The organism is Aeromicrobium sp. HA, assembly GCF_027171405.1.
Taxonomy (GTDB): Bacteria; Actinomycetota; Actinomycetes; order Propionibacteriales; family Nocardioidaceae; genus Aeromicrobium; species Aeromicrobium tamlense.
Genome location: NZ_CP114372.1, coordinates 522,029 through 548,783, shown reverse-complemented (window position 1 = coordinate 548,783; position 26,755 = coordinate 522,029). Strand labels below are relative to the sequence as shown.

General features: G+C 68.7%; 31 protein-coding genes and 1 tRNA gene. 22 read left to right on the top strand and 10 right to left on the bottom strand.

Features of this window, described 5'->3' with window-relative positions:
• Window positions 1-23: 23 nt before the first annotated feature.
• Window positions 24-1,055, bottom strand: coding sequence for a hemolysin family protein (locus O3S82_RS02685; protein ID WP_269305335.1), 1,032 nt, complete (start codon window positions 1,053-1,055; stop codon window positions 24-26).
• Window positions 1,056-1,134: 79 nt separating this feature from the next.
• Window positions 1,135-2,496, bottom strand: coding sequence for a hemolysin family protein (locus O3S82_RS02680; RefSeq protein ID WP_269305333.1), 1,362 nt, complete (start codon window positions 2,494-2,496; stop codon window positions 1,135-1,137).
• Between the two features lie 74 nt (window positions 2,497-2,570).
• Between O3S82_RS02680 and O3S82_RS02675 the strand changes: the two genes are divergently transcribed.
• From O3S82_RS02675 to mscL, 3 genes are all read left to right on the top strand, one after another.
• A complete protein-coding gene (locus O3S82_RS02675; protein WP_269305331.1) occupies window positions 2,571-2,831 on the top strand; it encodes an FmdB family zinc ribbon protein in 261 nt (86 codons plus the stop codon).
• A 67-nt stretch (window positions 2,832-2,898) separates the two neighbouring features.
• Window positions 2,899-3,486 (top strand): SAF domain-containing protein, encoded by a 588-nt coding sequence (locus tag O3S82_RS02670; RefSeq protein ID WP_269305329.1) that lies wholly within the window; start codon window positions 2,899-2,901, stop codon window positions 3,484-3,486.
• 51 nt (window positions 3,487-3,537) lie between these two features.
• Window positions 3,538-3,975 (top strand): large conductance mechanosensitive channel protein MscL, encoded by a 438-nt coding sequence (gene mscL / locus O3S82_RS02665; protein WP_269305327.1) that lies wholly within the window; start codon window positions 3,538-3,540, stop codon window positions 3,973-3,975.
• 3 nt (window positions 3,976-3,978) lie between these two features.
• Here mscL and O3S82_RS02660 read toward each other — a convergent pair whose 3' ends face one another.
• Both O3S82_RS02660 and O3S82_RS02655 read right to left on the bottom strand, forming a co-directional pair.
• The gene (locus O3S82_RS02660) at window positions 3,979-4,173 is read right to left on the bottom strand and encodes a hypothetical protein (RefSeq protein WP_269305325.1); all 195 of its coding nucleotides are present in this window, start codon (window positions 4,171-4,173) and stop codon (window positions 3,979-3,981) included.
• A complete protein-coding gene (locus O3S82_RS02655; protein WP_269305323.1) occupies window positions 4,163-5,056 on the bottom strand; it encodes an NAD-dependent epimerase/dehydratase family protein in 894 nt (297 codons plus the stop codon). Before O3S82_RS02655 ends, O3S82_RS02660 begins: the two co-directional genes overlap by 11 nt.
• A 123-nt stretch (window positions 5,057-5,179) precedes the next feature.
• Between O3S82_RS02655 and O3S82_RS02650 the strand changes: the two genes are divergently transcribed.
• From O3S82_RS02650 to O3S82_RS02625, 6 genes are all read left to right on the top strand, one after another.
• A tRNA-Arg gene (locus O3S82_RS02650) sits at window positions 5,180-5,252 on the top strand.
• 308 nt (window positions 5,253-5,560) lie between these two features.
• Window positions 5,561-5,746: a helix-turn-helix domain-containing protein gene (locus O3S82_RS02645; RefSeq protein ID WP_269305321.1), complete on the top strand. Its 186-nt coding sequence runs from the start codon at window positions 5,561-5,563 to the stop codon at window positions 5,744-5,746.
• A 96-nt stretch (window positions 5,747-5,842) separates the two neighbouring features.
• Entirely contained in the window at window positions 5,843-7,900 is a 2,058-nt protein-coding gene (locus O3S82_RS02640) for an AAA family ATPase (RefSeq protein WP_269305319.1), read from the top strand.
• 240 nt (window positions 7,901-8,140) lie between these two features.
• Complete coding sequence (locus O3S82_RS02635; protein ID WP_269305317.1) at window positions 8,141-8,656, top strand: hypothetical protein; 516 nt, start codon at window positions 8,141-8,143, stop codon at window positions 8,654-8,656.
• Window positions 8,657-8,917: 261 nt separating this feature from the next.
• On the top strand, window positions 8,918-10,150 hold the full coding sequence (locus O3S82_RS02630; RefSeq protein ID WP_269305315.1) for a tyrosine-type recombinase/integrase: 1,233 nt from the start codon (window positions 8,918-8,920) through the stop codon (window positions 10,148-10,150).
• Between the two features lie 190 nt (window positions 10,151-10,340).
• Window positions 10,341-10,892 carry a Panacea domain-containing protein gene (locus O3S82_RS02625; protein ID WP_269305313.1) on the top strand — a complete coding sequence of 184 codons (552 nt, stop codon included), beginning with the start codon at window positions 10,341-10,343 and terminating at the stop codon, window positions 10,890-10,892.
• 14 nt (window positions 10,893-10,906) lie between these two features.
• On the opposite strand, the gene O3S82_RS02620 is transcribed toward O3S82_RS02625, so the two are convergent.
• Window positions 10,907-11,137: a hypothetical protein gene (locus tag O3S82_RS02620; protein ID WP_269305311.1), complete on the bottom strand. Its 231-nt coding sequence runs from the start codon at window positions 11,135-11,137 to the stop codon at window positions 10,907-10,909.
• Window positions 11,138-11,649: 512 nt separating this feature from the next.
• On the opposite strand from O3S82_RS02620, the gene O3S82_RS02615 reads away from it, so the two are divergent.
• Entirely contained in the window at window positions 11,650-12,183 is a 534-nt protein-coding gene (locus tag O3S82_RS02615; RefSeq protein ID WP_269305309.1) for a hypothetical protein, read from the top strand.
• Window positions 12,176-12,559: a FlgT C-terminal domain-containing protein gene (locus O3S82_RS17320; protein ID WP_442864682.1), complete on the top strand. Its 384-nt coding sequence runs from the start codon at window positions 12,176-12,178 to the stop codon at window positions 12,557-12,559. The genes O3S82_RS02615 and O3S82_RS17320 overlap by 8 nt, the downstream gene beginning before the upstream one ends.
• Window positions 12,560-12,591: 32 nt before the next feature.
• On the opposite strand, the gene O3S82_RS02610 is transcribed toward O3S82_RS17320, so the two are convergent.
• The gene (locus O3S82_RS02610; protein ID WP_269305308.1) at window positions 12,592-12,966 is read right to left on the bottom strand and encodes a hypothetical protein; all 375 of its coding nucleotides are present in this window, start codon (window positions 12,964-12,966) and stop codon (window positions 12,592-12,594) included.
• A gap of 574 nt (window positions 12,967-13,540) precedes the next feature.
• Between O3S82_RS02610 and O3S82_RS02605 the strand changes: the two genes are divergently transcribed.
• The 9 genes from O3S82_RS02605 (at window position 13,541) to O3S82_RS02565 (ending at window position 20,547) form a co-directional block, all read left to right on the top strand.
• The gene (locus O3S82_RS02605; RefSeq protein ID WP_269305306.1) at window positions 13,541-13,765 is read left to right on the top strand and encodes a hypothetical protein; all 225 of its coding nucleotides are present in this window, start codon (window positions 13,541-13,543) and stop codon (window positions 13,763-13,765) included.
• Window positions 13,762-13,932, top strand: a complete 171-nt coding sequence (locus O3S82_RS02600; protein WP_269305304.1) for a hypothetical protein — start codon at window positions 13,762-13,764, stop codon at window positions 13,930-13,932. The genes O3S82_RS02605 and O3S82_RS02600 overlap by 4 nt, the downstream gene beginning before the upstream one ends.
• Window positions 13,932-14,447, top strand: coding sequence for a hypothetical protein (locus O3S82_RS02595; RefSeq protein ID WP_269305302.1), 516 nt, complete (start codon window positions 13,932-13,934; stop codon window positions 14,445-14,447). The genes O3S82_RS02600 and O3S82_RS02595 overlap by 1 nt, the downstream gene beginning before the upstream one ends.
• Before the next feature lie 84 nt (window positions 14,448-14,531).
• Window positions 14,532-14,888 (top strand): hypothetical protein, encoded by a 357-nt coding sequence (locus O3S82_RS02590; protein WP_269305300.1) that lies wholly within the window; start codon window positions 14,532-14,534, stop codon window positions 14,886-14,888.
• A 591-nt stretch (window positions 14,889-15,479) separates the two neighbouring features.
• On the top strand, window positions 15,480-16,250 hold the full coding sequence (erm, locus tag O3S82_RS02585) for a 23S ribosomal RNA methyltransferase Erm (RefSeq protein WP_269305298.1): 771 nt from the start codon (window positions 15,480-15,482) through the stop codon (window positions 16,248-16,250).
• A 91-nt stretch (window positions 16,251-16,341) separates the two neighbouring features.
• On the top strand, window positions 16,342-17,043 hold the full coding sequence (locus O3S82_RS02580) for a hypothetical protein (RefSeq protein WP_269305296.1): 702 nt from the start codon (window positions 16,342-16,344) through the stop codon (window positions 17,041-17,043).
• A 68-nt stretch (window positions 17,044-17,111) separates the two neighbouring features.
• Complete coding sequence (locus O3S82_RS02575; RefSeq protein ID WP_269305294.1) at window positions 17,112-19,157, top strand: histidine kinase; 2,046 nt, start codon at window positions 17,112-17,114, stop codon at window positions 19,155-19,157.
• Window positions 19,154-19,810, top strand: a complete 657-nt coding sequence (locus tag O3S82_RS02570; RefSeq protein WP_269305292.1) for a response regulator — start codon at window positions 19,154-19,156, stop codon at window positions 19,808-19,810. The genes O3S82_RS02575 and O3S82_RS02570 overlap by 4 nt, the downstream gene beginning before the upstream one ends.
• 359 nt (window positions 19,811-20,169) lie before the next feature.
• Entirely contained in the window at window positions 20,170-20,547 is a 378-nt protein-coding gene (locus O3S82_RS02565; RefSeq protein ID WP_179426396.1) for an SHOCT domain-containing protein, read from the top strand.
• A gap of 1 nt (window position 20,548) precedes the next feature.
• Here the strand turns inward: O3S82_RS02565 and O3S82_RS02560 are convergent, their stop codons facing one another.
• The 4 genes from O3S82_RS02560 to O3S82_RS02545 form a co-directional block, all read right to left on the bottom strand.
• Complete coding sequence (locus O3S82_RS02560) at window positions 20,549-22,198, bottom strand: cation:proton antiporter (RefSeq protein WP_269305290.1); 1,650 nt, start codon at window positions 22,196-22,198, stop codon at window positions 20,549-20,551.
• Between the two features lie 28 nt (window positions 22,199-22,226).
• Window positions 22,227-23,273, bottom strand: a complete 1,047-nt coding sequence (locus O3S82_RS02555; RefSeq protein ID WP_269305287.1) for an LLM class flavin-dependent oxidoreductase — start codon at window positions 23,271-23,273, stop codon at window positions 22,227-22,229.
• A gap of 18 nt (window positions 23,274-23,291) precedes the next feature.
• The gene (locus O3S82_RS02550) at window positions 23,292-23,735 is read right to left on the bottom strand and encodes a PGPGW domain-containing protein (protein ID WP_179426402.1); all 444 of its coding nucleotides are present in this window, start codon (window positions 23,733-23,735) and stop codon (window positions 23,292-23,294) included.
• Between the two features lie 69 nt (window positions 23,736-23,804).
• Window positions 23,805-24,491: a metal-dependent transcriptional regulator gene (locus O3S82_RS02545; protein ID WP_179426403.1), complete on the bottom strand. Its 687-nt coding sequence runs from the start codon at window positions 24,489-24,491 to the stop codon at window positions 23,805-23,807.
• 119 nt (window positions 24,492-24,610) lie between these two features.
• Here O3S82_RS02545 and O3S82_RS02540 point away from each other — a divergent pair, with 119 nt between their 5' ends.
• Window positions 24,611-25,954, top strand: coding sequence for a cryptochrome/photolyase family protein (locus O3S82_RS02540; protein ID WP_269305285.1), 1,344 nt, complete (start codon window positions 24,611-24,613; stop codon window positions 25,952-25,954).
• Between the two features lie 9 nt (window positions 25,955-25,963).
• On the top strand, window positions 25,964-26,683 hold the full coding sequence (locus tag O3S82_RS02535; protein WP_269305283.1) for a hypothetical protein: 720 nt from the start codon (window positions 25,964-25,966) through the stop codon (window positions 26,681-26,683).
• Window positions 26,684-26,755: the final 72 nt, after the last annotated feature.

Sequence of the window (26,755 nt, the reverse complement as noted above, 5' to 3'; positions counted from 1 at the left end):
GTCCTTCGCGCGGTGCGGAGGGCTCAGACCTGCTCGCGGATCTCGCCGACGAGCTCCTCGAGGACGTCCTCGAGCATGACCACGCCGATGACCGTGCCGCTGGGGTCGGCGACGCGCGCCATGTGCGAGCCCTTCGCCTGCATCGTGCGCAGCGCGTCGTACAGGCCGCTGCCGACCCCCACCGTGGACAGCGGACGCAGCCACTTGTCGGCGATGGGGCGCACGCGCGTGGCGTCCTCGGTCTCCAGCACGTCCTTGATGTGCAGGTAGCCGGTCAGCTCGCCGTCCTCGCCGGCCACCGGGAAGCGCGAGTAGCCGGTGCGGGCGCAGGCGTCCTCGACGTCGACCGGGGTGGCACCCGGCGGGATCGTGACGAGCCCGTCGCGCGGCAGCAGCACCTGCGCGACCGTGCCCTCGTGGAAGTCCAGGGCGCCGCTGACGAGGCCGTACTCGTCCTCGTCCAGCAGGCCCTCGCGGCGCGACTCCTCGACCAGGCCGGCGACCTCGTCGTGGGTGAACGTGGAGGCCACCTCGTCCTTCGGCTCGACGCCCGCGAGCCGGACCGCGCCGTTCGCGATCGCGTTGAGCGAGACCACGAGCGGCTTGAGCACGGCGATGACGACGAGCATGAACGGGCCGAGGATGAGCGCGGCGCGGTCGGGCGCGGCGAGCGCGATGTTCTTCGGCACCATCTCGCCGTAGACCACGTGCAGGAACACCACGAGCGACAGCGCGATCGCGAACGAGATCGGGTGGACGAAGCCGTGCGGCACGCCGAGGTACTCGAAGACGGGCTCGAGCAGGTGCGCGATCGCGGGCTCGCTGATGGCGCCCAGGCCGAGCGAGCAGATCGTGATGCCCAGCTGCGCCGCGGCCATCGCGAGCGTGACGTTCTCCATCGCCTTGAGCGCGAGCTTGGCGGTGCGCTTGCCGGCCTGGGCCTCCGGCTCGAGCTGCGTGCGGCGAGCCGAGATCAGCGCGAACTCGGCGGCCACGAACAGCGCGTTCAGGACCAGGAGGAGGAGAGTGAGGGCGAGTGCCGGCCATCCGCTCATCGGGCCACCGCCTTGGAGAAGCCACGGTAGGACGATGGTCCGATTCGTGGCATCGAATCGTTCGCTCGCTGGCGCTCGCTCATCGCTGTGCCTCCTCGGCCGGGGCGTCGATCGTGAGGGCGAGGCGGTCGATGCGCCGGCCCTCCAACCGCTCGACGGCGAGGTGGACGGTGAGCGGCTCGACGTCGTCCTCGTCGTTCTCGGGGGTCGAGTCGACCTCGAGCGTGACGACGTCGCCGCGGACGGCGAGGCGGCCGAGCCGCTCCAGCACGAGGCCGGCGATCGTCTCGTAGTCCTCGCTCTCGGGCAGCTTCACGCCCGTCTGCTCGAAGACCTCGTCGGGACGCAGCAGGCCGGACAGCGACCACGTGCCGTCGCGGCGGTGGCGACTGCGCTCGGAGAGGCGGTCGTGCTCGTCGGCGATGTCGCCCACGATCTCCTCGACCAGGTCCTCCAGCGTGACGATCCCGTCGGTGCCGCCGTACTCGTCGACGACGATGGCCATCTGGTTGTTCTGCTCGCGCAGCTGCACCAGCAGCGGGTCGAGCTCGAGGGTGTCGGGCACCGTGGCGGCGGCCTCGGCGATCTCCGAGACGCGCACCGAGCGACGACGGTCGGGGTCGACCGCGACGGCCTGCTTCACGTGCACGACGCCGATGACGTCGTCGGCCGAGCGGCCGATCACGGGGAACTTCGAGTGCCCGGTCTGACGGGCGGCCTCGATGAGGTCCATCGCGGTGTCGCGCTCCTCGAGGAAGTGCACGCGCACGCGCGGGGTGCGCACGTCGGCGGCCGTGCGGTCGCCGAACGCGATGCTGCGCGCGACCAGCTCGGCGGTCTCGTCGTCGATCGCGCCCTCCTGCGCCGACCGCAGCACGAGCGAGCGGAGCTCCAGCGGCGAGCGCGCCGAGCGCAGCTCCTCCTGGGGCTCGACGCCGAGCCACTCCAGCGTGCGGTTGGCCATCGAGTTGAGGCCGCGGATCGGCCATGCCATCGCGTGCGTGAACGCGCGCTGCATCCACTGCGTGGTGGCAGCGGTCTTGCGGGGCAGCGACAGGGCCAGGTTCTTGGGGATCAGCTCGCCCACGAGCATCGTGACGATCGTGCTGAGGAACAGCGCGATCGCGTAGGACGCGACGCTCAGCCCGCTGCCGGACAGGCCCAGGCTCTCGAGCGGGCCGCGCAGCAGGCGGCCGATGGCCGGCTCGGCGAGGAAGCCGATCGCCAGGTTCGTGATCGTGATGCCCAGCTGGGCACCGCTGAGCTGCGTGGAGAGGCTGCGCAGGGCCTTGAGGGTTCCTTGTGCGCCGCGGTCGCCCGCCTGTGCCTCGCGCTCGACGGTGGCGCGGTCGACGGTGACGAAGGAGAACTCGGCGGCGACGAAGACACCACAGGCGAGCATCAGCAGGAACGACGAGAACAGCAGAAGCCATTCGGTCACAGTGGGTGGGTCCTCAGGTAGGCGTCGTGGTGGCTCAACGATAGCGCTGGGCGATGAAAGGTATCCTTCTCGTCGTGCCCACCTACCAGTACCGCTGCGTCGACTGTGCCGAAGAGCTCGAGGTCAAGCAGAGCTTCTCCGACGCCGCGCTGACGACGTGCCCCTCCTGCGGTGGTGACCTCCGCAAGGTGTTCGGGGCCGCGGGCGTGGTGTTCAAGGGCTCGGGCTTCTATCGCACCGACAGCCGCTCCGCCTCCTCCAGCTCCGGCAGCTCGTCCTCGAGCTCCAGCTCCAGCAGCTCCTCGTCGAGCACCTCCGGCTCCGGCGCCGCCTGAGTCTCCTGCCGCGCAGGCCTGTGGACGACGCGGGCCGGGATCGTCCGATCCTGCCTAGCCTCGCGCCATGGAATCGGCCGTCCGCTTCGTCCTGACCCACCGGCGCGTCCTCGCCGCGACCCTCACGGGGCTGGCCGTGTGGGCGGCGGTCACGGCCGTCACCCGCTCCCCCGACACCCGTGAGGTGCTCGTCGCCGCGCGCGACCTCGGCAGTGGCGCCACCGTGCTGCGCTCCGACCTCGAGACCCGCCGGCTGCCCGACTCCGCCGTGCCGGCCGGTCTCGCCGCCTCACCCGAGATCGTCGGCCGGGCGCTGGCCGGACCGATGCGGGCCGGCGAGGTGTTCACCGACCGTCGTGTCGTCGACCCGCGCGACCTCGGCCGCGGGCGCGTGCTCAGCACCGTCGAGGTCTCGTCCGCGACGGCCGAGCTGCTGCGACCCGGCGACGCCGTCGACCTGCTGGCCGTCGCCGAGGAGGGCGCTGCGGAGCCCGTGGCCGAGGCCGTCGAGGTGGTCACCGTGCGGTCCGACCCCGAGCGCGAGACCGCCGTCCTCGGCGTCGCGGCCGATCCCGAGGTCGCCACCCTGGTGGCGCGGGCCTCCGTGACCGCGCGTCTCGCCGCAGTCGTGGTGACTCGTCACCGCGCGCCCTAGGTCCTAGGGTCGGGACGTAGCCTTCCCATCGCCCACCTACGAGGAGCGCCCATGCTTCAGGGTTTCAAGGACTTCCTGTTCCGCGGCAACATCGTCGACCTCGCCGTCGCCGTCGTCATCGGCACCGCCTTCACCGCACTGGTCGGCACCGTCACCGCGTCGGTGATCGAGCCGGTGATCAACTCGCTCGGCGGCACCAGCGTGAAGGGCCTGTCGTTCCAGATCGTCGACGGCAACCCCAAGACGGTCGTCGATCTGGCCGCCGTCATCAACGCGATCATCACGTTCGCCATCACTGCCGCCGTCGTCTACTTCGTCTTCGTCGTCCCGTCGAAGAAGCTCATGGAGCGTCTCGCGAAGGGCGAGGAGGAGGAGCCCGCGGGTCCCAGCGAGGACATCCTCCTGCTCCGCGAGATCCGCGACGCGCTCGGCGGCGGCACGTTCCAGCGCCAGGCCGGTGGCGATCCGCGGGTGGATCCCACCCTCTAGGACTCAGTCCTTCCCGTGGTGAGGGGGCACATCGCGTCGCAGCTCGTCGTCGCGCGACGTGCCCTTCGCCTGGTCACCCCATCCCTCGGAGGTCTCGTCGCGCGTCGTCGACGGCATGAGGTCGCCCAGCAGCCGCGCGGCCCGCTCGAGGCGAGCGCGGCGCTCGGCGGGCGTCTCGGCCTCGCGGTCACCCGGCACGGAACCACTCCGCCGTGAGGACCGGGCGCATCGGCTTCCAGCCGGTGGTGTCCATGAAGCGCTGCGAGGTGACCCGTTGCGACCGCGCGAGCAGCTCGAGCTTGTCGGCGGTGACGCTGAACAGCCAGCGGCGGAAGAACCGTCCCTCGCTGTGGCCGGCGGCGCGGGCGATCGCGTTGACGTAGTCGAGGCGCTTGAGCGGCTCGGCGCCCACGTTGTAGGCGCCGCTGGGCGCACCGAGCGCCGCGACGGCCGAGGTGCCCACGTCGAGCGGGTGCACGACGTGCATCCACGAGTCGGGGTCGCCCAGGCCGATCGGGCGGCGCTTGCGGGCCCTCCGGACGAGGAACTGCGAGTTCGGGTCGTCGCCGCAGATGAGGCCGTAGCGCAGGCGCACGGTCACTCCCCCGGCCTCCTCCACGCGCTGCGCGTGCTGTTCGGCGACGGTGAGCGGCTCGGTGACCATCGTGACGTCGATGGGGGTGGACTCGTCGATCCACTCGTCGCCGCGTGCGACGTAGATGTGGCTCAGGCTCTGCTGCACCATGAGGCCGATGTCCGACTCGATCGCGGCATCGGCGACCAGGCCGGCGCCGACCGTGCGGATGCGGTTGATGCGGTTGAGGGAGCCGGGCAGCATCGCCCGCGCGCCGACCGGGACGTTGGTGGCGAAGTTGACCACCGCGTCGCAGCCGATCATCGCCTTCATGAGCGAGCCGCGATCGAGCACGTCGCCGTGGATCGCCGTGGCCCCCGCCGACTGGACGAGCCGGGCGGCCGAGGGGGAACGGACGAGTCCGACGACCTGGTGTCCCGCGTTCTGCAACGCCGGGATCGTCGCTCGTCCCATGACGCCGTTGGCGCCCGTGAGCAGGATCCGCACTCATCGAGTCTACGACCGCCATCCGCATCGTGAGACAGGTCCCGGTGCCACGTGCGCCACAGGCGTCACGCCGGGACCACTCGGCACCGTCACCGCGGGGCTCGTGGAAGGATGGACCGGTGCGCCCCCGTAGCTCAGGGGATAGAGCAACGGTTTCCTAAACCGCAGGTCGGAGGTTCGAATCCTCTCGGGGGCACCCCACATATCGCTGAAACGCTAGCGGCGGCAGTCGCGGCACCTCACTTGCTCGGGCGCGCCAAGACCACGGCGAGACCATTTGCGTCGAGCGGCACTCGACCATTTCGGCTCAGCCCGGATCGCTCCGTACCTGCGCAGAGCCGCCCGTATCGGCGGTATGCTTGTCCCAAGACAACTGAAGAACCCCCATCGCAGGGTGAAATGCGTCAACGCCGGGAGGCATCCGATCGTCAGGGGACGATCTGTTGCCACCGGCTTTTTTGTTCCCTTTTCGACCGGATGCCGAGTCGAACAAGGAGGAACAGCATGCCTGCAAAGCGCAGCGTCAAGAACGAAGCTCTACTTACGAACCGCGAAGTCGCGGAACGTCTCAACGTCAGCCTGTCCACCGTCAAACGGATGAGATACGCGGGCGAACTGCCGACCATCGAGGTCCGCGGGACGCGACGAGTCCCGTTGTCCGCCATCGAGTCGATCCTGCGCGGCGAATGAGCGCCAGCACCTCCCGACGGACGACGAGTTCCGGCTGCGGATACGCGGACCGAGCGCCCCACCGGACGAACAAGAAATCCAAGGAGTAACCCCAGCATGCAGAAGAACTCTGGCACCTCGCATGGCAACGATTCATGGACCGCCGTCGTTACCGCACTAGGCCTGACGCTGAGCGGTGGTGATCAGGCCTACGGACCATGCCCCGTACACGGAGGGAACCGTAAGACCGCCTTCAGCGTGGGGCGAACGAAGGACGGCTCCCTGCTCATCACCTGCTGGACAAAGTGCAAGGACTCGCAACCCGAGGCTTCCGACGCCCGCCGGAGGAAGTGGTTCAAGAAGGCGTGCAAGGCGATTGCCAAGGCGCATCCAGAAGTCGCGTGGGCACTTCCGTACGGGGATATGTCCAGAGGCAAGGGAGCATCGTCGCCCACCACTGAGACCGTTGATCGAACCCCGCTTCCTTCGGAGGCGCAGCTCGAGAAGTGGTGCGCGGCGTTGGCCGATGGATCCTCATCTGTGCTCGACAAGACCCGCGATTTTCTCCAGAGCGAACGTGGCCTTTCGATCGAGACAGTTCGACGGTTCAAACTCGGCGTCTACTACAACCGCGTCGCAATCCCGATCAGGGACGGTCAGGGCAGATTGCTCAACATACGCCGGTACGAGCCACATCATCAGGGCAACGCCAAGGTCATTGGCTGGAAGGGGCACAACGAGCCGCGCCTCTTCCCGGTTGAGGTCCTGGACGGCGACCCAGCCGAAGTGCTGATGTGCGAGTCCGAGTTGGACGCCCTCGTAGCAATCGAGAATGGGTTCACTGCCGTCACCGGCACGGGTGGCGCTGGCAGCATTCCGAACGACGTGGGTCTATTGAAAGGCCGGTCAGTGACGATCGCCTACGACTGCGACGAGGCTGGCAGGAAGGGGGCAGTCAAACTCGCAAGAGCGCTTCGCGATCTCGATTCTGCCGCTGACGTTCGAATCCTTGACCTCGGCCTTGGTGAAGGCGAGGACATTACCGACTGGTTCGTAACCCACGGGCGATCCGCCAAGAAGCTCCGCAAGCTCATGAAACGCGCTGATCAGTTCAATGGGGACGACCCCAACGACGAGATCCTGTGGCTCAGTGACGTCGAGGAATCTCGCTTGGAGTGGCTCTGGGACGGGCGGCTGCTCTTCGGAAAGATCAACGTGCTTGAAGGCGACCCAGGGCTCGGTAAGTCCACCATCTGGTGCGACCTCGTCTCACGTGTCACAACTGGGAAGCCGTTCCCGGACAGCAACCGCGATACAGCGCTCGGCCGGGCGCTCATCATCGCGGCAGAAGACGACTTAAGCGACACCATCGTTCCAAGACTGCGAGCGGCCGGAGCCGATCTCCGTCGTTGCGGTCAGATCCCGCTTCGTCGAGACGAGAACGGAATGCTCATACCGCTGTCGCTACCGGAAGATCTCGACCGCATAGAGCGGCACATCACGCGCAGCGGAATCACACTGCTGGTGATCGATCCACTCATGGCCTTCCTGAGCGAGGACATCAACTCACACAGCGACGCAAGCGTGAGAAGGGCGCTCACGCCGCTCGCTGAGATCGCGCAGACGACGGGCTGCGCGGTCCTGCTCGTGCGCCATCTCAACAAGGCCGGCGATATGAAAGCCATGTATCGAGGCGGCGGCTCCATCGCCGTCGTGGGTGCAGCACGAAGCGGTTTGGTCGTGGCCGAACATCCGGATGACCCAGACGTCAAGGTCCTATGTCAGGTCAAGACGAATCTCAGCGCGCCGACCGCCGCCATCACCTACACGATCGAGAAGGCGTCAGACGACCCCGGCAAGGCGGACACCTACATCGAATGGGGCGATTCGGAGAACCTCACCGCTGACGGAGTACTCGGCGGAACGAAGAGCCCTTCCCCGGAGCGCGCTGCTGCACGTGACTTCCTGAACCTCGAACTCGGCGATGGTCCCCGCCTCGTGAAAGACATCAAATCGAGCGCTGATGCGGCAGGGCTTTCGTGGAAGACGATCGATCGGGCGTCGCACGATATCGGGGTCGACAAGCATCCGCAGCGCAACGACGACGGCACCACCGAGGCTTGGGTGTGGTCGATCGGGCCGAGAGTCACTATCGCCAAGGGGGAGGTCGGATGAAGCCCCATATTTGGGTGAGCATCCCGACTGAAGTTCCCGGCCCTAGCCCGCTGGTACAGGGATTGTTGGGGACCCTGGCGGGTTGCTCAGTGAAGTCCAAGCCACACTCCCCCAGATCACCCGTGCCCGAACTTCCGGCCACACTCCCCCACCATCCCCACGTCCCAGGGCCCGAGCACAGATGTTCGGGCGGTTGTTCGGCGGCCAGCGCCCCCGTGTACACGAGAAAGGTGATTTGAGATGGGCAACAAGAGGCGTTCCAAGAGGCTGCGACGAGAACTGGCCGCCGAGGTCGGCCTGTTCGGAGGCATGGGTCTCCAGAAGTGCAAGCGCATTAAACGGAACGGGGAGCGTTGTAAGAACGCACCCATGAAGGGTCAGACCGTGTGCCACAAGCACGGCGGCAAGGCTCCCCAGAACCTGCGCAAGGCGGCTGAGCGGATCGCGGCTGCCTCACCCGGTGCGGCCAGCCGGGTCGAATTCCTGTCCAAGAACGCAAAGAGCGAGCACGTGAAGCTCCAGGCGAATCAGGACATCTTGGACCGCGCGGGCATCGGCAAGAAGGAACCGGCAGTCGACGTCACGATCAACCACGCTCGGTGGATCGGCACGCTCGACGAGATCTTTGTGGACTTCAACGACGAAGAAGTTGACGTACCGAAACCTCCGACTGAGGATCGCCCCGCGACACCGGATGCCGCCGCCCCTTCCCTGCCAGCCCACGACCCGCACCCACCGCGCTACGGCACGGATTAGAACGCGGAGCAGGCCCGACAGGCTGCCCAGCGCCAAGCCGCATTCTTCAGCGCTAGGGGCCGCCTCCGTGGCTGACGGCGCCCGTTCGCTGGTCCGATTCGTGGTCGAGAACCGGGCCAAGCGTGTATCCGAGCAGGCCAACGCAGGTGCTGGCATCAGTTGCCTCAACCGCGTGTCGAGATGGAGCGCCTCGATTCGTGGCGTTCCCTAACTGCCGCTCTGCACGGTGGTCGCCCAGCCCAATCGAACCCAGGAGACCAGATGAGCAAGTCAGGCAGAGTCCCCAATCGCCCCGGTGTGCGGTGGCGGCTCACGGGAAACGGCGCCAAGACCTACGAGGCGCGCTGGCACGACTCCTTAGGGAAGCTCCAGTCCAAGAGCGGCTTCAACACCGCCAAGGCGGCGTCCGAATTCCGCGAGGACATGATGAGCGAGATGCGTAAGGGCTGGTCTGGAGACTTGGCCGCTCAGCGGCGCACGTGGAAGGAAGTCAGCGAGCAATGGCTCTCGGTCAAGACCTCAAGCGGAACCAAGTCGCGCACGATTGACGGATACCGGCGCATCCTCCATCAGCACTACTCGACGTGGGACAACCGCAAGATGGGCTCGCTCACGCCTGCCGACGTCACGACGCTGATCAGCCGCGCGCGGAAGGCCAACGGTCAAGAGTTGGGCGATCTGACCAAGCACAACATCTTCAATGTCGCGAGCGCCGTCTTCGACTTCGCGCTCAGGCATCGCATCATCGCGAGCAACCCCGCGAGAGTCGTCCGCGAGGACTTGCCCAAGCGCGCACCCGCGATGGAGGACGCCAAGGAGCGCGTCCGGTTCCTCACCCCGCCTGAGGTGAATCGTCTCGCCGAAGCCGTGCGCTCCGCAGGCCTCGCCGCCGACCGCCGCAAGGGCATCCGACCCGATGAGCTCAAGGCCGAAGGCGACGCGCTCATGATTCAGTTCCTTGCGTGGACGGGTCTGCGGCGCGGGGAAGCGGGTGGCCTCCGACTCGTTCATCTGGACCCGCTTCGAAACGTGGTCCGGGTCCAGGAGACGGTCGTCCGTCAGAAGGACGTTGGCTGGATCGTCGGCACGCCTAAGACGAAGCGCAGCCGCCGGAGCGTCCCGGTTCCGCCCACGCTCATGAAGTCGATCATCGAGTGGTGCCAGCGGAAGGGCACCGGTCCAGAGGACTACATCTGGGGCCGAGGGGATCAGCCGCGCGACATGGCGAGTTTCCACCGCCGCCGCTTCACCCCGGCGACCAAGGCCGCTGGCCTAAACCCGATGCGGATTCACGATCTGCGGCACACCTACGCGAGCCTTATGGCGCATCTCGGCCACCGGCCATTGGAGGTCTCAACGTGGATGGGGCACTCCAACATCTCGTTCACGCTCCAGACCTACACACACCTGTTCGAGGACCACGAGCAGGACGTTGCCCGCAGCGAAAAGCTCGACGCCGCCTACCTGAGTTCTGGCACGGCGGGTGTTCCCTGATGAGACGATTTAGAGGCGAAGTCGAGGCGTCTTCATGTAGACACCCGAGCTCATATCTCGAAAAAGGTCAGGCTCTTCCTGTACCTTTGACACAGTTGCACCGTGTGCTTGACAAATGTCGATGCGTCGGTGTAGGGGACCGAAACACGACGAATGAGTCGTCTTGTTTTGGGGGCGAAAGGACGAGCCAATGACCGCCACAACCGCATATAACCAAACAAAGTTCACCGAGCTTCTCCTGCACGTTGCGGAGAGGTCCTCGGGCGATCCCCGGTTCGGAAAGACCAAGCTCAACAAGATCTTGTTCTACATCGACTTCCTCGCCTACAAGACCAAGGGAAATTCCGTGACTGGGGCGACGTATCAGCGTCGTCCAATGGGTCCGGTGCCTATGCAGATCGTGCAGGCGAAGGCGGCACTCATTGCCGAGGGCGCTGCGACGAACGAAACGCGTGACTTCATGGGCTACAAGCAGGAACGCCTCATCGCCGCGCGCGAGGCTGACTTGTCTGTGTTCTCCGAGGCTGAGCTTCAGGTCATCGATAGCGTGATTGTGGGCCTCTGGGACCACACCGGATCGAGCGTCAGCGACATCTCACACGGCGAGCCGGGATGGCGACTCGCAGACGAAAAGGACACTATCCCGTACGAGTCAGTGTTCATCGGGGACCGAGAGTTGACCGGTGCGGACATCGCGCGCGGGCAGCAGATCTGGGCCGAACTCCAACTTGCCCCTGCCTAAGGGCTTCGGAGAGGTTACGAGACGACCGGCTCGTCCGGATCGTCACCTTCGGCGCGCTCGATCACGAGGAGATCGACGTACTGGTCGTCCTCGCTGATCGTAAAGAAGATGCGCATCTCAGGAACGCCAGGCGCCGCGTCCACCGCGGCAAACCGAAGGCCCGTCTCCGGGATCTCGGGAAAAAGCGATGCGTGCCTCGGGTTCTTCGATAGACCCCAATGCACGCCCATCAGCACCTCATCCATGCGTACTACCCCGAGACCAGCGCATGTCGCCGTGAACTGGGGGCTCTCTCGAATCGTCCGCATCAGCCTGCCTACTTACTCCCTGATCGGAGACCGGCTGGGGAAGATGGCCGCGCCTACGCGAGAAGCATCTCAACCGCCAAGTCCTCGACCCTGACGGTCATTTGAACTTCACGTGATCCAGAATACACCCACCAATTACACGATTGGGATTCTCGCGAGTTGGGAAATAATGGGCAGGCTCCGTCGCCGAGATAAGGGCTCGCACTACCAAACCGAAGGTCGACGTGCCGCTGGCCTGCGCGGACGTGCGCGAATCCGACCACGCGACCACTCTGCGACCACTTGCACCCGCCGTGGCGCTTGTCCCACGGCCCTGTCACCGAGCAGAACCGACGCAATCAGGCATGGAACCGCTGAACAGGGCCGCACTCGGGCATGGGGCTGATGTTGTTTTCTTCAGCGCCCAAAGTGGGTCGTTTCTGTCCGTTTCGCGTGTAGGCTCATCCGCCATGGGCAGCGAGAAGTCGAGGTGGAGCCTCCTTCTCGGCTGGTCAGGAGGCCTCCTTGGGGCATCAGTGATCGTGTGCGTCCTGACTGTCGGAGTTGCGGTCCAGAAGGATCCGAGCCGTCTCGCGGTCGGACTTCTGCAGGGGATCGCCTTGGTGCTTGGTACGGCCGGATCGTACGTCTTCGGACGGGACGCCAGCCGAGAGAACGCCGAAGCGATCCGCGAAATGGAAGCCGAGCGGTTGAGCCTGCCCGCGCGTTCCGCTTTCAGACGGGTTCGTACCCTGTGGCGAGCGCTGGGGAGGCAGCAGGAGGCTATACGCGCTCAGGAGCAACGGCTCGACGCACTCGCTGATCTCAGCGCAGGGACAGTTCAGCTCGAACACGCGCGCAATGCGCTCTTGGCGTTGGAGTACATGGTGATCGAACAGATCGGAACTGTGGACGATGCTCTTGAGGACTGGCGCGATCTCGTTCCGGATGAAATTGCGAAGATTGAAGAAGCCGGAAGGCAGGAGGAGTTGACGGATGACTGACCGTTTGACCGGAAAGGTCGTTCGACTCATTACCGATGACGAACTGCTCATCAACCTCGGGTCGGCCGCAGGAGTCGCAGTTGGCGACACGTTCAAAGTGCTCGACTCCCGCACGATGAATGTCCGAGAGCCTGGGACGAATCGGGACCTTGGTTCACTTGAGCGTGTGAAGTCCCGGCTTCAGGTCGTGCAGGTCAGCGAGCACATGGCTCTCGCGGAGGTCATGGGTCGAAGTACGGGGATTTCCGGTGCAACTCGAATCTTGACCGGTGGTTCCATCAGTAGCCGTCTGACGTCCGGGACGTGGCCGGAGGGCGTCGAACCGGGGGACCCCGTAGTCAGCGTGCCAAGGCCGAAGTCGCGGTCAACCAACTAAACCTTGGCTTGAGTCGAGTTCGCGCGTAGGACTCAAGCAGAACCGCCGTCCTGCCCCACGACGGATACGACGACCTTCAATTCACCGGGTGTGTACTTGTCCGCGTAGAACCCATCCTCGATCTGCTTGGCCAGCAGGAGATTCGTGATCATCCGGCGCACGGTGGCGACGGATAGGTTCAGGTCCTCAGCGATCGTGCCCACGGTCTCGCCAGTCTCGCGCCGCTTGGCCACGGCCTCGGCTTCCTTGCGGGTGTCCGACCCCGGCGCGAGGTAGGGCATAGAGCGCAGGGTGCCGTTCTTGCGCTGACGGAACAGGCGCACGGCCCCAGCCGCAGCGGCGTCCTTGAGCGTGGCCGGAACGGTCTTATCGTCCTGGGCCTTGGCGGCGGTCTTCTTCGCGGTCATGATGCCTCCCGGCGGTGCTGGTCGAGCCCGGTTGCTCGATGCCGTGAGCCAGCCTGCAGAGGAAGTCTCGGAATGTTCAGAGAAATTCTCAGCGCTCGCCGGAGAGGCATTGCGCTAGTTGCCAGCCCTACGCGCGCGTGAGCAGCGTGGTTCCGAGCCTCGCGCGGAGCAGGGAGTTGGGGCGCGCAGATCGACCTCGCATCCACACCTCGGGTGCGAGGTCGAGCGGTGTTCAGCGAGGGCGGCGCGTGTTCGTCGCGGGTCCGAAGACCGTTGACCACTGAGTCGAACGTCGCCCTCCGAGCGGGACGCCGCGCCGATTGCTACCGCTTGCCCGAGGTGTCTTGGATCGCTTCTTCCTGGCCGCCATGGGGTTCCTTCCGTACGTGGGTGGTGGAGCCATTACACAGAGCGCGGCGGTGATCCGGTGCATCGCCGGCGAGTCCCCGGTCTCGTGATCGTCGGTCTCGATACGTCCTGTGATTGCAATGGAAACAAGACTGCCCAGATGGGCGGCTGGGTTCTGTGTACTGGTTAGGCAAGCCACTGACACACAGCCAAAGGAGGCACCCCGATGGGTAAGCCGAAGAAGCACTCCAAGACCAAGGACCGGCCCAAGCCGAACGGTCGCCCGAAGCAGTTCGACGAGGTGATTCACCTGCGTCTGGACTTCATGCAGAAGGCGTTCCTCATCGAGCTCGCGAACATCGGCGGGATCACCATCTCCGACGCGCTGCGAGCCGTCATCGAACACGCCATGCAAGACGTCCTCGACGCCCGTGGGGCCGATGCCCGATGAGGCCGCCAAAGGTCACCAAGGCCGGAGAGCAGATCGCGGCGCTGCACCAGTTGGACAAGGACCTGCGCGCCACCGTGCTCGCCGCCCGCAAGCGCGAGACCGAACTGGCAGCGCTCGACGCCGAGGCCGCCGAGCACCGCAAGACCCACACGAGGAAGAACCTGTGATGGACACCTTCGATCAGATCGCCGAAGACGCTCTGGCGGACCCGCGCATGACCTACGCGCTCGCAGAGAAGGTCAAGAAGTTCCCCGAGTGGGCGCGGCGTCAGGAGCAGGCCAAGGCCACCCAGCACGCCGTCCAGCAGCGCGAGGAAGCCGTCTCCACCGCCGCGGAGATCAGCGGGCGGCTCGATGAGGTGCGCGACCGCTACCGGGCCATCAGCGACGCTGTGGAGGATGGCAGCATGTCCGCGCTCGATGCGGTCAACGAGATGAACAACCTGCGCATGACGGTCGGCAGCGAGGAACGCCGCTTCGACATGGTCTGCTCCAGCCTCGACCGCGCCGACACCGTCGCCGACGACCCCGTGGGCTACTTCGACCGCATGTACGCCAAGTACCCGTCACTGGCCAGAAACCGACCGACCCTGTCGGACTACCTCGACGCCCAAGCGCCGGTCACCCCCGGCAGGATCGGCGGACTCCCCGCCTTCCGCACCAGCGAGAACCCACCCACCTGAGAAACCAGCGCGCCGGGACGACCACGTCGTCGGCTGGGCCGACGGAGGCTAGCGTCCCGGCGCACCACCCAGAAAGGAACACCCATGCGCGCCCAGCGTAAAGACCCAGCCACCCCGTTCACCTGGAACGACATCAACCACCTCCAAGGCACCCACGCCGTCAAGTTCATCGACGACCGCGCGGGCACCGACGACGCCGAAGCCGTCCGGACCCTCATGCTCCGCTGGCTGAACTGCCAAGTCCTGCCCCCAGAGCCCAGCATCTACGCCGTTCCGCTCTCAGGACTCCTGACGCTGATGGCCTACAACGGCACCGAGCGCGTCTCCCAGCGCGCCATCCTGGCGCAGCAGAAGGGCCTCGTGAACGCGCTCAACGACCCCGACAGCGGACTCACGGTCGTCCCCCAGCGCCACCACATCGAAACGCTCCGCGCCTCCTAGACCGGTCGAGCGGGTCGGGTCTTCCAGCAGCCCCGACTGCGTCAGCGCCCCGGCCCGCTCGGCCCTAGACCAAGCCCCACGGCCCAGCCGTGGCACCAGAACTGCAAGGAGTGCGGAACCACCCATGAACCCTACGAACGCGCCGTTCAACGGCCAAGACCGCCCGACGCGAGCGCCCGACCACATTTCGACCACGGATCACATCGGATCAGCGAGTGTCACGTGGTCGCACTTAGACATGCGGATACGCAGGCGTATGGCTTAATTCACTGTCATTCCAGCCATTGCGCCGACAGCCGTGTTCGCGTTCCTAAACCGCAGGTCGGAGGTTCGAATCCTCTCGGGGGCACCCGCATCCGCGTCACCGTCCGTTAGGGTCGCTTCCATGGGTCAGCTGATCAGCGTGTTCGCGGCGACGCACACGCTTGCCGTTCGCGACCGCCGCGCCTGACGGCGCGTCTCGCTCAACGCCTCACGCGCCGTCCGTCCGAGAGACCTTTCGCGTCTCGGGACGGCGATCCTGCGACCCATCCGGCCTGTTCGCCCACGTGCTCCCGAGACGCTCCACCCCACTCTCCCTGGAGCGCGAACGTGCCTCGTTCAACCCACGGCGGCCGACATGAGCTCGGCCAGAACTTCCTCGTCCACCCATCCACCATCCGTACGATCGTCGAGCTCGTCGCCGCCACTCGAGGGTCCATCCTCGAGCTCGGCGCCGGCGACGGAGCCCTGACCAGACCCTTGGCCCGACTGGGCAGGCCGCTCACGGCCGTCGACCTCGACGAGCATCGGGTCGCCAGCCTGCGGGCGTCGCTGCCCGCCGTGACGGTAGAGCACGTCGACGCACTGACTGTCCCCTTGGTCCATCCGGTGATCGTGGGGAACATCCCGTTCCACCTCACGTCCCCGATCCTTCGTCGCCTGCTCGCCGCCGACACCTGGAACGACGCGGTGCTGCTCACCCAGTGGGAAGTCGCCCGCAAGCGCTGCGGCGTCGGCGGCTCCACCCTGCTCACCGCGCAGACGGCGCCGTGGTTCACCTTCGCTCTCCACGGCCGGGTCCCCTCAACCGGGTTCCGGCCCCGGCCCAGCGTCGACGGGGGCGTCATCGGCATCCGCCGCCGCTCGGCTCCTCTCGTCCCGAACGGCCACCGTTCCCGCTACGAGCGCTTCGTCCGCGCGATCTTCACCGGGAGGGGCGGGACGTTCGACCGCATCGTCGAGCAGGCGACGCGAGCTCCCCACGCGCTGATCCACGTCGCGCTGCGCGAGGCGGGCGTTCGAGCGGGGACGCTCCCCCGGGACCTCTCCGCCGAGCAGTGGTCACGGCTGTGGCTCCGACTCCAACGGCAAGGCGGGTGACGTTGTCCCACGGAGTGTGCCGCGGTGTCCCTGTCGGGCGGGACGGCCCGCCTTCCAGTGTGAGTGCATCACCACTTCGGAAGGACACACGATGACCACCCACATCACCACCGAGCAGCGCGTCCGGGACGACCTCCCGCAGGACAGCGCCGCCCGCCCCGGACGCGGCTGGGCCCTCGCGGGCGTCGCCGCCGGACTCCTCGGCTTCGCCACGACGATCCTCAGCGCGGAGGCCGGTGCGGCCTACGTCGACGGGAAGGTGCAGGAGGCCGACGGCGTCATCGCCTCGCTGAACGGGCACGTCCCGCAGCTGATCGCGTTCCACGTCGTCGCCACGCTCACCGTGCTCGCGCTGGTGCCGTTCGGCGTCGGACTGCACCGACGCCTGCGGGCCGCGCTGGGCGCTGACAGCCTGGTGCCCGGCGTCGCCGCGTTCGGCATCCTCGGCACGGCGATCGTCGTGCTGATGGGCACCGCCCTCAACACGGAGTTCATCTTCGGGGTCGCCGGGGACACGCCCCTGGCCGTTCCCGAGGCCGCCACCGTGTTCAACCACTGGATCGCGACCGTGCCGTGGGTCTGGGGACTCACGGGCCTCACGGGCTGGGCGCTGTTCCGGGCCTGGCGCCAGGGCGCCGTCCGCGCCTGGCTGGGGATCGCCGCCGGCGTCCTGGGCACCCTGTCGCTGCTGCTGACCGTCGTGCCGCTGCAGTACATGGCCGGCTGGACCGGCTCGGTCATGGTCGTCCTGGTCGGCCTCGGGCTCGCCTTCGGGGACCGCGGCGCCCAGTGACCTCGCTCCTCGATCGCCAAGGCGGCGGTTCGCTCCCCTCGGACGCGAACCGCCGCCATGATCTACGCATGAGGTCCTCGCAGACACCGGTCGGCGGTCTCGCCGCGTTCGGCGTCGGCCTCGCGCTGTTCGCCGTGGCGGCGGCGCTGGACCTGCGCGTCGGCGACGCCGTGGTCCCGGAGTGGACCGAGGAGCCCGGCTGGACCTTCGCCGCGATCGGCCTGGTCCAGGCCGGGCTCGGCGTCGTCGTGCTGTGGCACCGCCACCGCCATCCGTTCGGCTGGGCGCTGATCGGCCTGGGGATGCTCTGGGTCCTCGACGGCCTGGCCCAGTCGTACGTCCGGCTCGCCGTCCACGAGCAGGAGGCCCTGCCGGGACTGACCTGGGTGCTGTGGTTCCTCTTCCGCTTCACCGCCGTGCTGCCCATGAACGCCGCCGCGGTCCTGCTGCTGTTCCCCGACGGACTGCCCCGAGGTCGCTGGCGTGCCGCGGGATGGACGAGTCTGGCCCTCATGGGAGCCGGTCTGGCCCTGTTCCTCGTCGTGCCCAGCACGCAGACCGAGATCGACGCGTCGCTCGCGGCGCTCGTGCCCGGGGTGGACACCGACCCCACCTCGATCGAGGCGCTGCGCCCCGCGGCCGAGCAGGTCGTGACCCTCTCGTGGGTGCTCGGGAGTGTCGGGTTCGTGCTCGCGCTGGTCACGGTGGTCGCGCGGTACCGCGCGTCGCGCGACCGCGAGCGCGAGCGGATGCGGTGGCTCGCCTGGGCCGTGCTGGTCATGGTGCTGCTGATCGCCACGAGCCTGGTCGTCGACGTCCCGGCCCTGAACGCGATGCTCCTCGGCGCCGCCCTCCTGGTGGGCCCCGTTGCCATGGTCATCGCGATCGTGCGACCGGACGTCATCTCCGTCGAGAACCTGCTGGTCCGCACGCTCGTCTACGGCGGCATCAGCGTGGTCATCGTGCTGGTCGACCTGCTGGCCCTCGCGATCATCTCGGCCACGCTCGGCGACGCGTTCGGCCAGCGCGAGGTCGTGCTGCTCGTCCTGCTGCTCGCCGCGATCCTCTACGGCCCGATGCGGCTGCGCATCGAGGCGTGGGTGCGGCGGCTGGTCCTCGGCGAGCGCCGCGACCCGTACTCGGTCGTGGCGAGCCTGGCGTCGACCCTCGAGCGCACCGACGACGACGGGTCCCAGCTGGCGGCGGTCGTGGAGGCCGTCTCGACGGCGTTCGGGCTCTCCTACGTGCAGGTCGAGGTCGACCGCTCGGCCGGTGAGCGCCTCGTGGCGTCGCGCGGCGTCCGTCCGGACGACGTGCGGTCCTTCCCCATCGCCTACCGCTCGCGCACGATCGGCCGGCTCACCCTGCCGGCCCACGGCGTGCGCAACCACCTGACCTCACGCGACGAGACCCTCCTCGCCGACGTGGTGCGCCAGGCCGCGGGCGCGATCCGCGCGAGCCAGCTGAGCGACGAGCTGCAGCGCAGCCGCGAGGGCCTCGTGCTGGCGCGTGAGGAGGAGCGGCGGCGGATCCGGCGCGACCTCCACGACGGCCTCGGGCCCTCGCTCTCGGCCGTGGTGTTCCGACTGGAGTCGGCGCGGCTCACCGTGACCTCCGACCCCGCGTCCGCCGACGAGCAGCTCGCCGAGACGCGCGACGTCGTGCAGGACATCATCAAGGACGTCCGCCGGCTCGTGCACGACCTGCGCCCGCCCGCGCTCGACGACCGCGGCCTCGTCGGCGCGCTGTCCCAGCTGGCCGAGCACGCCGACGCCGCGGTCGACGTGCGGGTCGTGGCCGACCTCGACGGCGCCCTGCCGGCCGCGGTGGAGGTGGCCGCGTTCCGCATCGCCTCGGAGGCCATGAACAACACGCTGCGGCACGCGCACGCGCGCACCTGCTCGGTCTCGCTGACGGCCGACCCGGACGAGCTGGTCGTCGAGGTCGCCGACGACGGCGTCGGCATCGCGGCCGACGCCAAGCCCGGCGTGGGGCTGCTGTCGCTGCGTGAGCGCGCCGCCGAGCTCGGCGGCTCGGTGGACCTGCGCTGCCCCGACCACGGCGGCACGATCGTCACCGCGCGACTGCCCCTGCACGCGAGGATGGAGCCATGAGCGAGCCCGTGCACGTCGTCGTCGTGGACGACCACCAGATCCTGCGCGACGGCCTGGTCGCGCTGCTCGGCGCGATCGACGGGATCGCCGTGACCGGCACCGCCGGCGACGGGCGCGACGCGATCCACGTGGTCGACGCCGATCCGCCGGACGTCGTGGTGATGGACATCCAGATGCCCGTGCTGGACGGGATCGAGGCCACGCGGCACATCACCGGGCGTCACGACGACGTGCGCGTGCTGATGCTGACGATGAACGAGGACGACGACACGATCCTCAGCGCGCTGCGCGCGGGCGCCTCGGGCTACCTGCTGAAGGGCGCCGACGCGGCCGAGGTCCACCGCGCGATCCTCGCCACGGCGGGCGGCGGCATGGTGTTCGGCGCGTCGATCGCGGGACGCGTGGCCGGCCTGTTCGCCGGGCGCACCCGGCACCGGCCGGAGCACCCGTTCCCCGACCTCTCCGAGCGCGAGCGGGCCGTGCTCGACCTGCTGGCCGCCGGCCGCAGCAACGACGCGATCGCGGCCGAGCTGTTCGTCTCGAACAAGACCGTCCGCAACGCCGTCTCGTCGATCTACGCCAAGCTGCACGCGGCCGACCGGGCCGAGGCGATCATTCGGGCCCGCGAGGCGGGCCTGGGCCGCGACCGCTGAGGCGAGTGGCTCAGGCGCGGCGGGTGGCGATGCCGCGCCGGAGCGCCCATGGGGAACGGGACCTCCGGCGCGGCACCTTCACGCCGTCTTGGGGGAAGAACGGCGTGCGTGGGTGCAGACACCCCCCGTGAGTCCGACCCACCGGCTCCTGGGAGGAGAGCCGACCGGACGTCACGATGCCCCAACCGTCACATGAGTCACATGCCCGGCACAAGTTCCCCGCGAGTAATGTCGCCCACGTGTCGCGCGGCGACGGCTCATCCCGTGCGGATGAGGCCCGCGGGTCCGCGCCTCGGCCATGCTGAGCGCGTGACGACTGCCGTCACCGGGCTGCGGCCCAGGGCATCGAAGGGACCCTCATGGACAGCTTCTGGGACTTCTTGTGGTTGACGATCTCCGTCTTCTTCTTCATGGCGTACCTCATGGTCCTGTTCAACATCATCGCGGACCTGTTCAGCGACCACGAGGCGTCGGGATGGGTGAAGGCCGTGTGGGTCTTCTTCCTCATCTTCGTGCCGGCGCTCACCGCGCTGATCTACCTCATCGCCCGCGGTGGCGGCATGGCCCGCCGCCAGCGTGCGAGGTACGACGCCGCTCGAGCGCAGAGCGACGCCTACATCCGCGAGGTCGCGTCCTCGTCGCCGGCCGACCAGATCAGCTCGGCCAAGTCGCTGCTGGACTCCGGCGCCATCAGCCAGCAGGAGTACGAGCAGCTGAAGGCGAAGGCGCTGGCCTGACTCAGGCCGAATCGCCCGAGCGTCGCAGCTCGATGCCGATCTGGTCGGCATCGAGCTGCGCCAGCATCCGGGTGAGGACCTCGCTGCTGTAGGTGCCCTCGGCGCGCTCCTGGAGCAGCACCTGACGCTGGCGCTCGATGATCTCGAGGCGCACGTCGTACATCACGGCGGGATCGAACGACTCGTCCTGCATCGCCTGCGTGACCCGGCCACGGACGTCGCCGAGCCCGGCCGGGAGCTCGACGTCGTCGAGCACGTCGCCCGCCGCCGCCATCATGCGAGCGTTGACTCGCTGCCACTCGTCGTCGACGCCCTCCTCCTGCCCGGCGAGGCCGAGCCGGCGGACGAACCAGGCGAGCGTGCCGCCCTGCACGACCAGCGACGTCAGTGCGACGAAGAACGCGACGAGCACGAGCAGCGAGCGGTTCTCGGTGTCGGTGGGCAGGGTCTGCGCCGCGGCGAGCGTGACCGCGCCGCGCATGCCCGCCCAGACCAGGATGAATCCCTCGCGGCGGCCGAACCGCGACGCGTCGTAGAAGTCGATGTCCGCGGAGAACCGTCGCAGCCTGCGTCGGATGCGCTCCGCCCGCGGGTGCTCGCTGCCCTCGACCTTCGTCGACCACTCGTCGAGCGCCTCGCGCAGCTGGGGCGAGCGTCGGTAGCGTCGCCGCTCCATCACGACGATCGCGAGCGTGTAGACGGCACGGATCGCCAGCGCCACGGCGAGCGCGACCGCGGCCAGCACCATCGCCTTGAGGACACCGCCCTCGGTGGTCTCCTCGACGTCCTGCACGAGCGCCGAGACCTCGAGGCCCATCACGAGGAACACCAGGCCCTCGAGGAGGAGCTCGATCGTGCGCCAGTTCTGACGGTCGGAGAGGCGCTGCTTCGGGCCGAGGTGCCGCGCCTGGCCGTGGCCCATGACGAGGCCCGCCGTGACGGCGGCGACCAGCCCCGAGGCGCCCAGGTGCTCGGCGGGCAGGAAGGCCACGAACGGCACCGTGAACGAGATCGCCGTGGTGAGCGCGGCGTCCTCGATGCGGGCGCGGATGCGCAGCACGACGGCGCCCACGATCCAGCCGATCGAGACGGCGCCGACGACCGCCCACACGAAGTCGACGAGGATGCCCGCGAGGCTCACGCTCGCGGCCGTCGCCGCCACGGCGGAGCGCAGCAGCACGAGCGCGGTGGCGTCGTTGAGCAGACTCTCGCCCTCGAGCACGGTGACGACGCGCGACGGCACCCCGAGCCGCTTCGCGATCGACGTGGCCACGGCGTCGGTGGGGCTGACGATCGCGCCGAGCGCCACGGCCAGCGCGAAGTCCAGGCCGGGGATCACCAGCATGAACACGCCGCCGAGGACCAGCGAGCTGACGATCACGAGCAGCACCGACAGCCCACTGATCGTGCGGAAGTCCCGCCGGAAGTCCATCGTCGGCATGTTGACCGCCGCGGAGTACAGCAGCGGCGGCAGCAGGCCCGCGAGGATGAGCTCGGGATCGACCTCGAACTCGGGCGTGAACGGCAGCAGGCTGACGACGAGCCCGATGGCCAGCAGCACCAGCGGCGCGGCCGTGCCGATGCGTGGCGCGAGCACCGACGCCGAGACGATGGCGGTCACCACCAGGACGGCGACGAGGATCGAGTCCATCAGGTCAGCGTAGGCGGGCGGCGCCGGGTCAGGCGAGCATGTCGCGCACGAGCGGCGCGACCTGCGTGCCGTAGAGCTCGATGCAGCGCATCAGCTGGTCGTGCGGCATGGCGCCGTTGGCGTACTTGAGGTCGAAGCGGCTGACGCCGAGCGCCTGGAGGTTGGTGGCGATCTTGCGGGCCACCGTCTGCGGCGAGCCGACGTAGAGCGCGCCCTCGGGACTGGCGTCGCGCTCGAACTGGATGCGGGTGGTGGGCGGCCAGCCGCGCTCGCGGCCGATGCGGTCGCGCTGGGCCTGGAAGTGCCCGAAGAGCTCGTCGCGCGCCTGCTCGTCGGTCTCGGCGACGTAGCCCGGCGAGTGCATGCCGACGGGAAGCGGCTCGACGCCGTCGGCCGCGAGCAGCTCGCGGTAGTAGTTCGCGAACGGCACGAACTGCGCGGGCGGCCCCCCGATGATCGCGAGCATGAGCGGCAGGCGGTAGTGCGCCGCGCGGACGACCGACTGGGGCGTGCCGCCGACGCCGATCCAGACCTTGAGCCGGCCCGACTCGGTGGGCGGGTAGATGCGCTGGTCGGTCAGCGGCGGGCGGATCGAGCCCGACCACGTGACCGGCTCCTCGGTGAGGATCTGCGCGAACAGGTCGAGCTTCTCGGCGAAGAGCCGCTCGTAGTCCTCGAGCGCGAAGCCGAACAGCGGGAACGACTCGGTGAAGGAGCCCCGCCCGAGGATGACCTCGGCGCGGCCGCTCGACAGGGCGTCGAGGGTGGAGAAGCGCTCGAAGACGCGGATCGGGTCGTCCGAGCTGAGCACCGTGACGGCCGAGCCGAGCCGGATCCGCTCGGTGCGCGACGCGATCGCCGCCAGCACGACGTCGGGCGCGGTGATGGCGAAGTCGTCGCGGTGGTGCTCGCCCAGGCCGATGAAGGCCAGCCCCACCTGGTCGGCCAGCACGGCCTGGTCGACGACGTGGCGCAGCACGACGGCGTGGTGCTCGAGCCGGCCGCTCGCGTCGAGGCTGACGTCGCCGAAGGTGTCGAGGCCGAGCTCGACGGAGGCGGGATCGATGGCGCTCATGAGCCCACCGTAGTCGGGTCAGCGCCAGCGACGGATGCTGTAGACCAGCAGCACGATCGCGATGAGGTCGGAGAACCAGATGCCGGTGGCGCCGACCCAGCCCGCGGCCGGCAGTTGGGGACCGAAGCCCACGCCGAGGATCTCGAACTCGGGGATGGTCGGCGAGATGAACCAGACCACGCCGACGGCGGCGACCCAGATGATGCCCAGGACGCTGACGATGATGCGCGGGATCGTGGCGACGCCGTACTTGGCGGCCTCGACGGCCTTCTCCTCGAGCGGGTCCACGAGCCGGTCGGCCCACGTGTAGTGGCGCGCCAGCAGCGCGATGCCGGCGAACATGCCCAGCAGGCCCGGGCCGGGCAGCACCAGCATGAACACGCCGAGCACGACCAGCGTCCAGCCCAGCGCCTCGGATCCCGTGCGGTTGAACCAGCCACGCACGCGGGCACCGAAGCTCATGGAGTCATCCTGCCAGCCCCGGACCAACCCCCCGGGCGGGTCGACGCAGGCTGAGGCATCGGCGGGGCCTCAGCGCGAGACGAAGATGTGGGCGGCGGCGTCGGCGTCGATCTCGGCCGTCTCGGACTGCCGCGCCACGACGAGGCCGTCGTGACCACGCGAGGCGAGCACGTCGTTGCCGGGCAGGGCGCCCACGCGACGCAGCACCGACATGACCTCGGTGTCCTTCTGCAGCTCCTCGGCGATGCGTCGCACGACGACGCGCACCGGCTCGCTGCCGACCGCCGCGGTGAGCAGCGACTCGACGCCGTCGAGGAACTCGGGGGGACGCACGACCTCGCCCAGCTCGCCCAGACCCGGGATCGGGTTGCCGTAGGGCGACTCGGTGGGGTGGCCCAGCAGCGCGACGAGACGACGCTCGACCTGCTCGGACATGACGTGCTCCCAGCGGCACGCCTCCTCGTGGACGTACTCGATCTCCAGTCCGATGACGTCGGTGAGCAGGCGCTCGGCCAGGCGGTGCTTGCGCATCACGCGGGTGGCCAGCGAGCGTCCACGCTCGGACAGCTCGAGGTGGCGGTCGCCCTCGACCGTCAGCAGTCCGTCGCGCTCCATGCGCGCCACCGTCTGGCTGACAGTCGGGCCACTCTGGTGGAGGCGCTCGGCGATGCGCGCGCGCAGCGGGATGATCCCCTCCTCCTCCAGCTCGAAGATGGTCCTCAGGTACATCTCGGTGGTGTCGATGAGCTCGCTCACGCTGGCCATTGTTCCATGGGGGGTCCCATGCTCGGGCCGGTGCGTCGAACCCGGGCCCCCGGCGTGATCGGCCTGTCGGCCCGGGTGCGGAGCCGCCGCGCGCGGGGGACGATGCGGTCGTGACCGTCTCCGTGATGTGGTTCCGTGCCGACCTGCGCCTGGCCGACCACGGCGCCCTCCGCTCGGCGATCGATTCCGGACCCGACGGCGTCGTCCCGCTGTTCGTCCTCGACGACCACTTCGACCCGTCGAACATGCCCGTCCGATCCGCCTACCTGGCGCGACTGCTGGCCGACTTCGATGAGCGCATCGGCGGCCTGCACGTGGTGCGCGGGCGGCCCGAGGTGGAGGTGCCGCGCGTGGTCGAGCAGGCGAGCGCGAGCAGCGTGCACGTCACGGGCGGGCACACGCCCTACGCGATGCGCCGGGACCGACGGGTGGCCGACGCACTGGGCGACGTCCCGCTGGTGGACGCCGACTCGTCCTACGCCGTCGCGCCCGGCACGGTGCGCAAGGGCGACGGGACCTCCTACAAGGTCTTCACGCCGTTCTTCCGGTCGTGGCAGGCACAGGGCTCGCACCCGCCCGTCACGGCGGTCCGCTCCCACGCGGTGCCGTGGCTGCGGCCCGGGAGGTCGGCGGCGCTGCCCGAGGTCACCGAGACCGATGTGGACCTGCCGCCCGTCGGCGAGCAGGCGGCCCGCGCGCACTGGCGGCGCTGGCTCGACGACCACGTGGACGACTACGACGGCGAGCGCGACCGTCCCGACCTCGACTCCACGTCGCGCATGTCGGTGCACCTCAAGTGGGGCACGATCCACCCGCGCACCCTGCTGGCCGACCTCGCCGAGCGCTCCTCCGCCGGGGCGCGCGCCTACGAGCGGCAGCTGGCGTTCCGCGAGTTCTACGCCGACGTGCTGCACGAGTGGCCGCACTCGGCGTTCGGCTACTACCACCGCGACTACGAGCGCATGCAGTACGACGAGCCTGCCGGCGACTTCGAGGCGTGGAAGGAGGGCCGGACCGGCTTCCCGTTCATCGACGCCGGGATGCGGCAGATGCTCGCGCAGGGGTGGATGCACAACCGGGTGCGGATGGCCGTGGCCAGCTTCCTGGTCAAGGACCTGCACCTCGAGTGGACCCACGGCGCGCGCTGGTTCCGCGAGCGGCTCGTCGACGCCGACCTCGCCAACAACCAGCACGGCTGGCAATGGGTGGCCGGCTGCGGCACCGACGCCGCCCCCTACTTCCGCGTCTTCAACCCCGTGGGTCAGGGCAAGCGCTTCGACCCCGACGGCGCCTACATCCGGCGCTGGGTCCCCGAGCTGCGCGGGGTCGAGGGACGCGGCGTGCACGAGCCGTGGACCCTCGAGGAGCCGCCGGCCGACTACCCGCCCCCGCTCGTGGACCACGCGCAGGAGCGGCTGGAGGCCCTCCGCCGCCACGACGCGCTCGGAGGATAGCGTCGGGTCATGGTCACCATCCCCCGCCAGTTCAACGGTCCGCCCGACTCCGGCAACGGTGGCTGGGTGTCCGGCCTGGTCGCGCAGGCCCGTCTCGAGCAGGGCCACACCGGCCCGGTCACGTCGAGGCTGCGGATGCCGCCGCCGCTCGACACCCCGCTGGCGTGGGAGCACGACGCCGACGAGACCCGCCTGATGACCCACGGCGGCGCGCTCGTGGGCACGTCGGCACCCGGCTCGTTCACCCGCGAGCCCCCGCCGTTCCTCGACGCGAAGACGGTGCAGGCCGGCTACGACGGCTACCCCGGCTTCACCACGCACCCGTTCGACCAGTGCTTCACGTGCGGCACGGGCCGCGGCGAGGGCGACGGCCTGCGCATCTTCACCGGGCCGGTCGGCGACGACCTCACCGCCGCGCCGTGGCACGTGCACGAGGCGTTCGGCGAGGACGACGGCACGGTGGGCGTGCCGGTCGCGTGGGCCGCGCTCGACTGCCCCGGCGGGTGGGCGGCCGACTTCTCGGTGCAGCCGATGGTGCTGGGCACGATGACCGCCGAGGTCTACTCGGCTCCCGTCGTCGGCGAGACCTACCACGCGATCGGCCAGCTGGCGCAGCGCGACGGCCGCAAGTTCTTCACCAGCACGGCGCTGTACACGCCGGACGGCGAGCTCGTCGGCCGCTCCGAGCAGGTCTGGATCGAGATCGACGTCGCCACCTTCGGCCGCTGACCCTCGGGGAGCGGTGAGTCCTCAACCCTTCCCCCGTGCGGGCGGTGCGTCATCAACCTCATGGGGACCTCA

Bases quoted from the DNA above. Each gene is read 5' to 3' on its own strand.
- O3S82_RS02670 (WP_269305329.1), top strand. From the start codon at position 2,899: ATGGAATCGGCCGTCCGCTTCGTCCTGACCCACCGGCGCGTCCTCGCC.
- O3S82_RS02550 (WP_179426402.1), bottom strand. From the start codon at position 23,735: ATGAGCTTCGGTGCCCGCGTGCGTGGCTGGTTCAACCGCACGGGATCC.
- O3S82_RS02685 (WP_269305335.1), bottom strand. From the start codon at position 1,055: ATGAGCGGATGGCCGGCACTCGCCCTCACTCTCCTCCTCCTGGTCCTG.
- O3S82_RS02610 (WP_269305308.1), bottom strand. From the start codon at position 12,966: ATGACCGCGAAGAAGACCGCCGCCAAGGCCCAGGACGATAAGACCGTT.
- O3S82_RS02620 (WP_269305311.1), bottom strand. From the start codon at position 11,137: ATGGATGAGGTGCTGATGGGCGTGCATTGGGGTCTATCGAAGAACCCG.
- O3S82_RS02645 (WP_269305321.1), top strand. From the start codon at position 5,561: ATGCCTGCAAAGCGCAGCGTCAAGAACGAAGCTCTACTTACGAACCGC.
- O3S82_RS02615 (WP_269305309.1), top strand. From the start codon at position 11,650: ATGGGCAGCGAGAAGTCGAGGTGGAGCCTCCTTCTCGGCTGGTCAGGA.
- O3S82_RS02570 (WP_269305292.1), top strand. From the start codon at position 19,154: ATGAGCGAGCCCGTGCACGTCGTCGTCGTGGACGACCACCAGATCCTG.
- O3S82_RS02595 (WP_269305302.1), top strand. From the start codon at position 13,932: ATGGACACCTTCGATCAGATCGCCGAAGACGCTCTGGCGGACCCGCGC.
- O3S82_RS17320 (WP_442864682.1), top strand. From the start codon at position 12,176: ATGACTGACCGTTTGACCGGAAAGGTCGTTCGACTCATTACCGATGAC.
- O3S82_RS02625 (WP_269305313.1), top strand. From the start codon at position 10,341: ATGACCGCCACAACCGCATATAACCAAACAAAGTTCACCGAGCTTCTC.
- O3S82_RS02575 (WP_269305294.1), top strand. From the start codon at position 17,112: ATGAGGTCCTCGCAGACACCGGTCGGCGGTCTCGCCGCGTTCGGCGTC.
- mscL (WP_269305327.1), top strand. From the start codon at position 3,538: ATGCTTCAGGGTTTCAAGGACTTCCTGTTCCGCGGCAACATCGTCGAC.
- O3S82_RS02590 (WP_269305300.1), top strand. From the start codon at position 14,532: ATGCGCGCCCAGCGTAAAGACCCAGCCACCCCGTTCACCTGGAACGAC.
- O3S82_RS02555 (WP_269305287.1), bottom strand. From the start codon at position 23,273: ATGAGCGCCATCGATCCCGCCTCCGTCGAGCTCGGCCTCGACACCTTC.
- O3S82_RS02635 (WP_269305317.1), top strand. From the start codon at position 8,141: ATGGGCAACAAGAGGCGTTCCAAGAGGCTGCGACGAGAACTGGCCGCC.
- O3S82_RS02560 (WP_269305290.1), bottom strand. From the start codon at position 22,198: ATGGACTCGATCCTCGTCGCCGTCCTGGTGGTGACCGCCATCGTCTCG.
- O3S82_RS02580 (WP_269305296.1), top strand. From the start codon at position 16,342: ATGACCACCCACATCACCACCGAGCAGCGCGTCCGGGACGACCTCCCG.
- O3S82_RS02605 (WP_269305306.1), top strand. From the start codon at position 13,541: ATGGGTAAGCCGAAGAAGCACTCCAAGACCAAGGACCGGCCCAAGCCG.
- O3S82_RS02535 (WP_269305283.1), top strand. From the start codon at position 25,964: ATGGTCACCATCCCCCGCCAGTTCAACGGTCCGCCCGACTCCGGCAAC.
- O3S82_RS02630 (WP_269305315.1), top strand. From the start codon at position 8,918: ATGAGCAAGTCAGGCAGAGTCCCCAATCGCCCCGGTGTGCGGTGGCGG.
- O3S82_RS02600 (WP_269305304.1), top strand. From the start codon at position 13,762: ATGAGGCCGCCAAAGGTCACCAAGGCCGGAGAGCAGATCGCGGCGCTG.
- O3S82_RS02565 (WP_179426396.1), top strand. From the start codon at position 20,170: ATGGACAGCTTCTGGGACTTCTTGTGGTTGACGATCTCCGTCTTCTTC.
- O3S82_RS02640 (WP_269305319.1), top strand. From the start codon at position 5,843: ATGCAGAAGAACTCTGGCACCTCGCATGGCAACGATTCATGGACCGCC.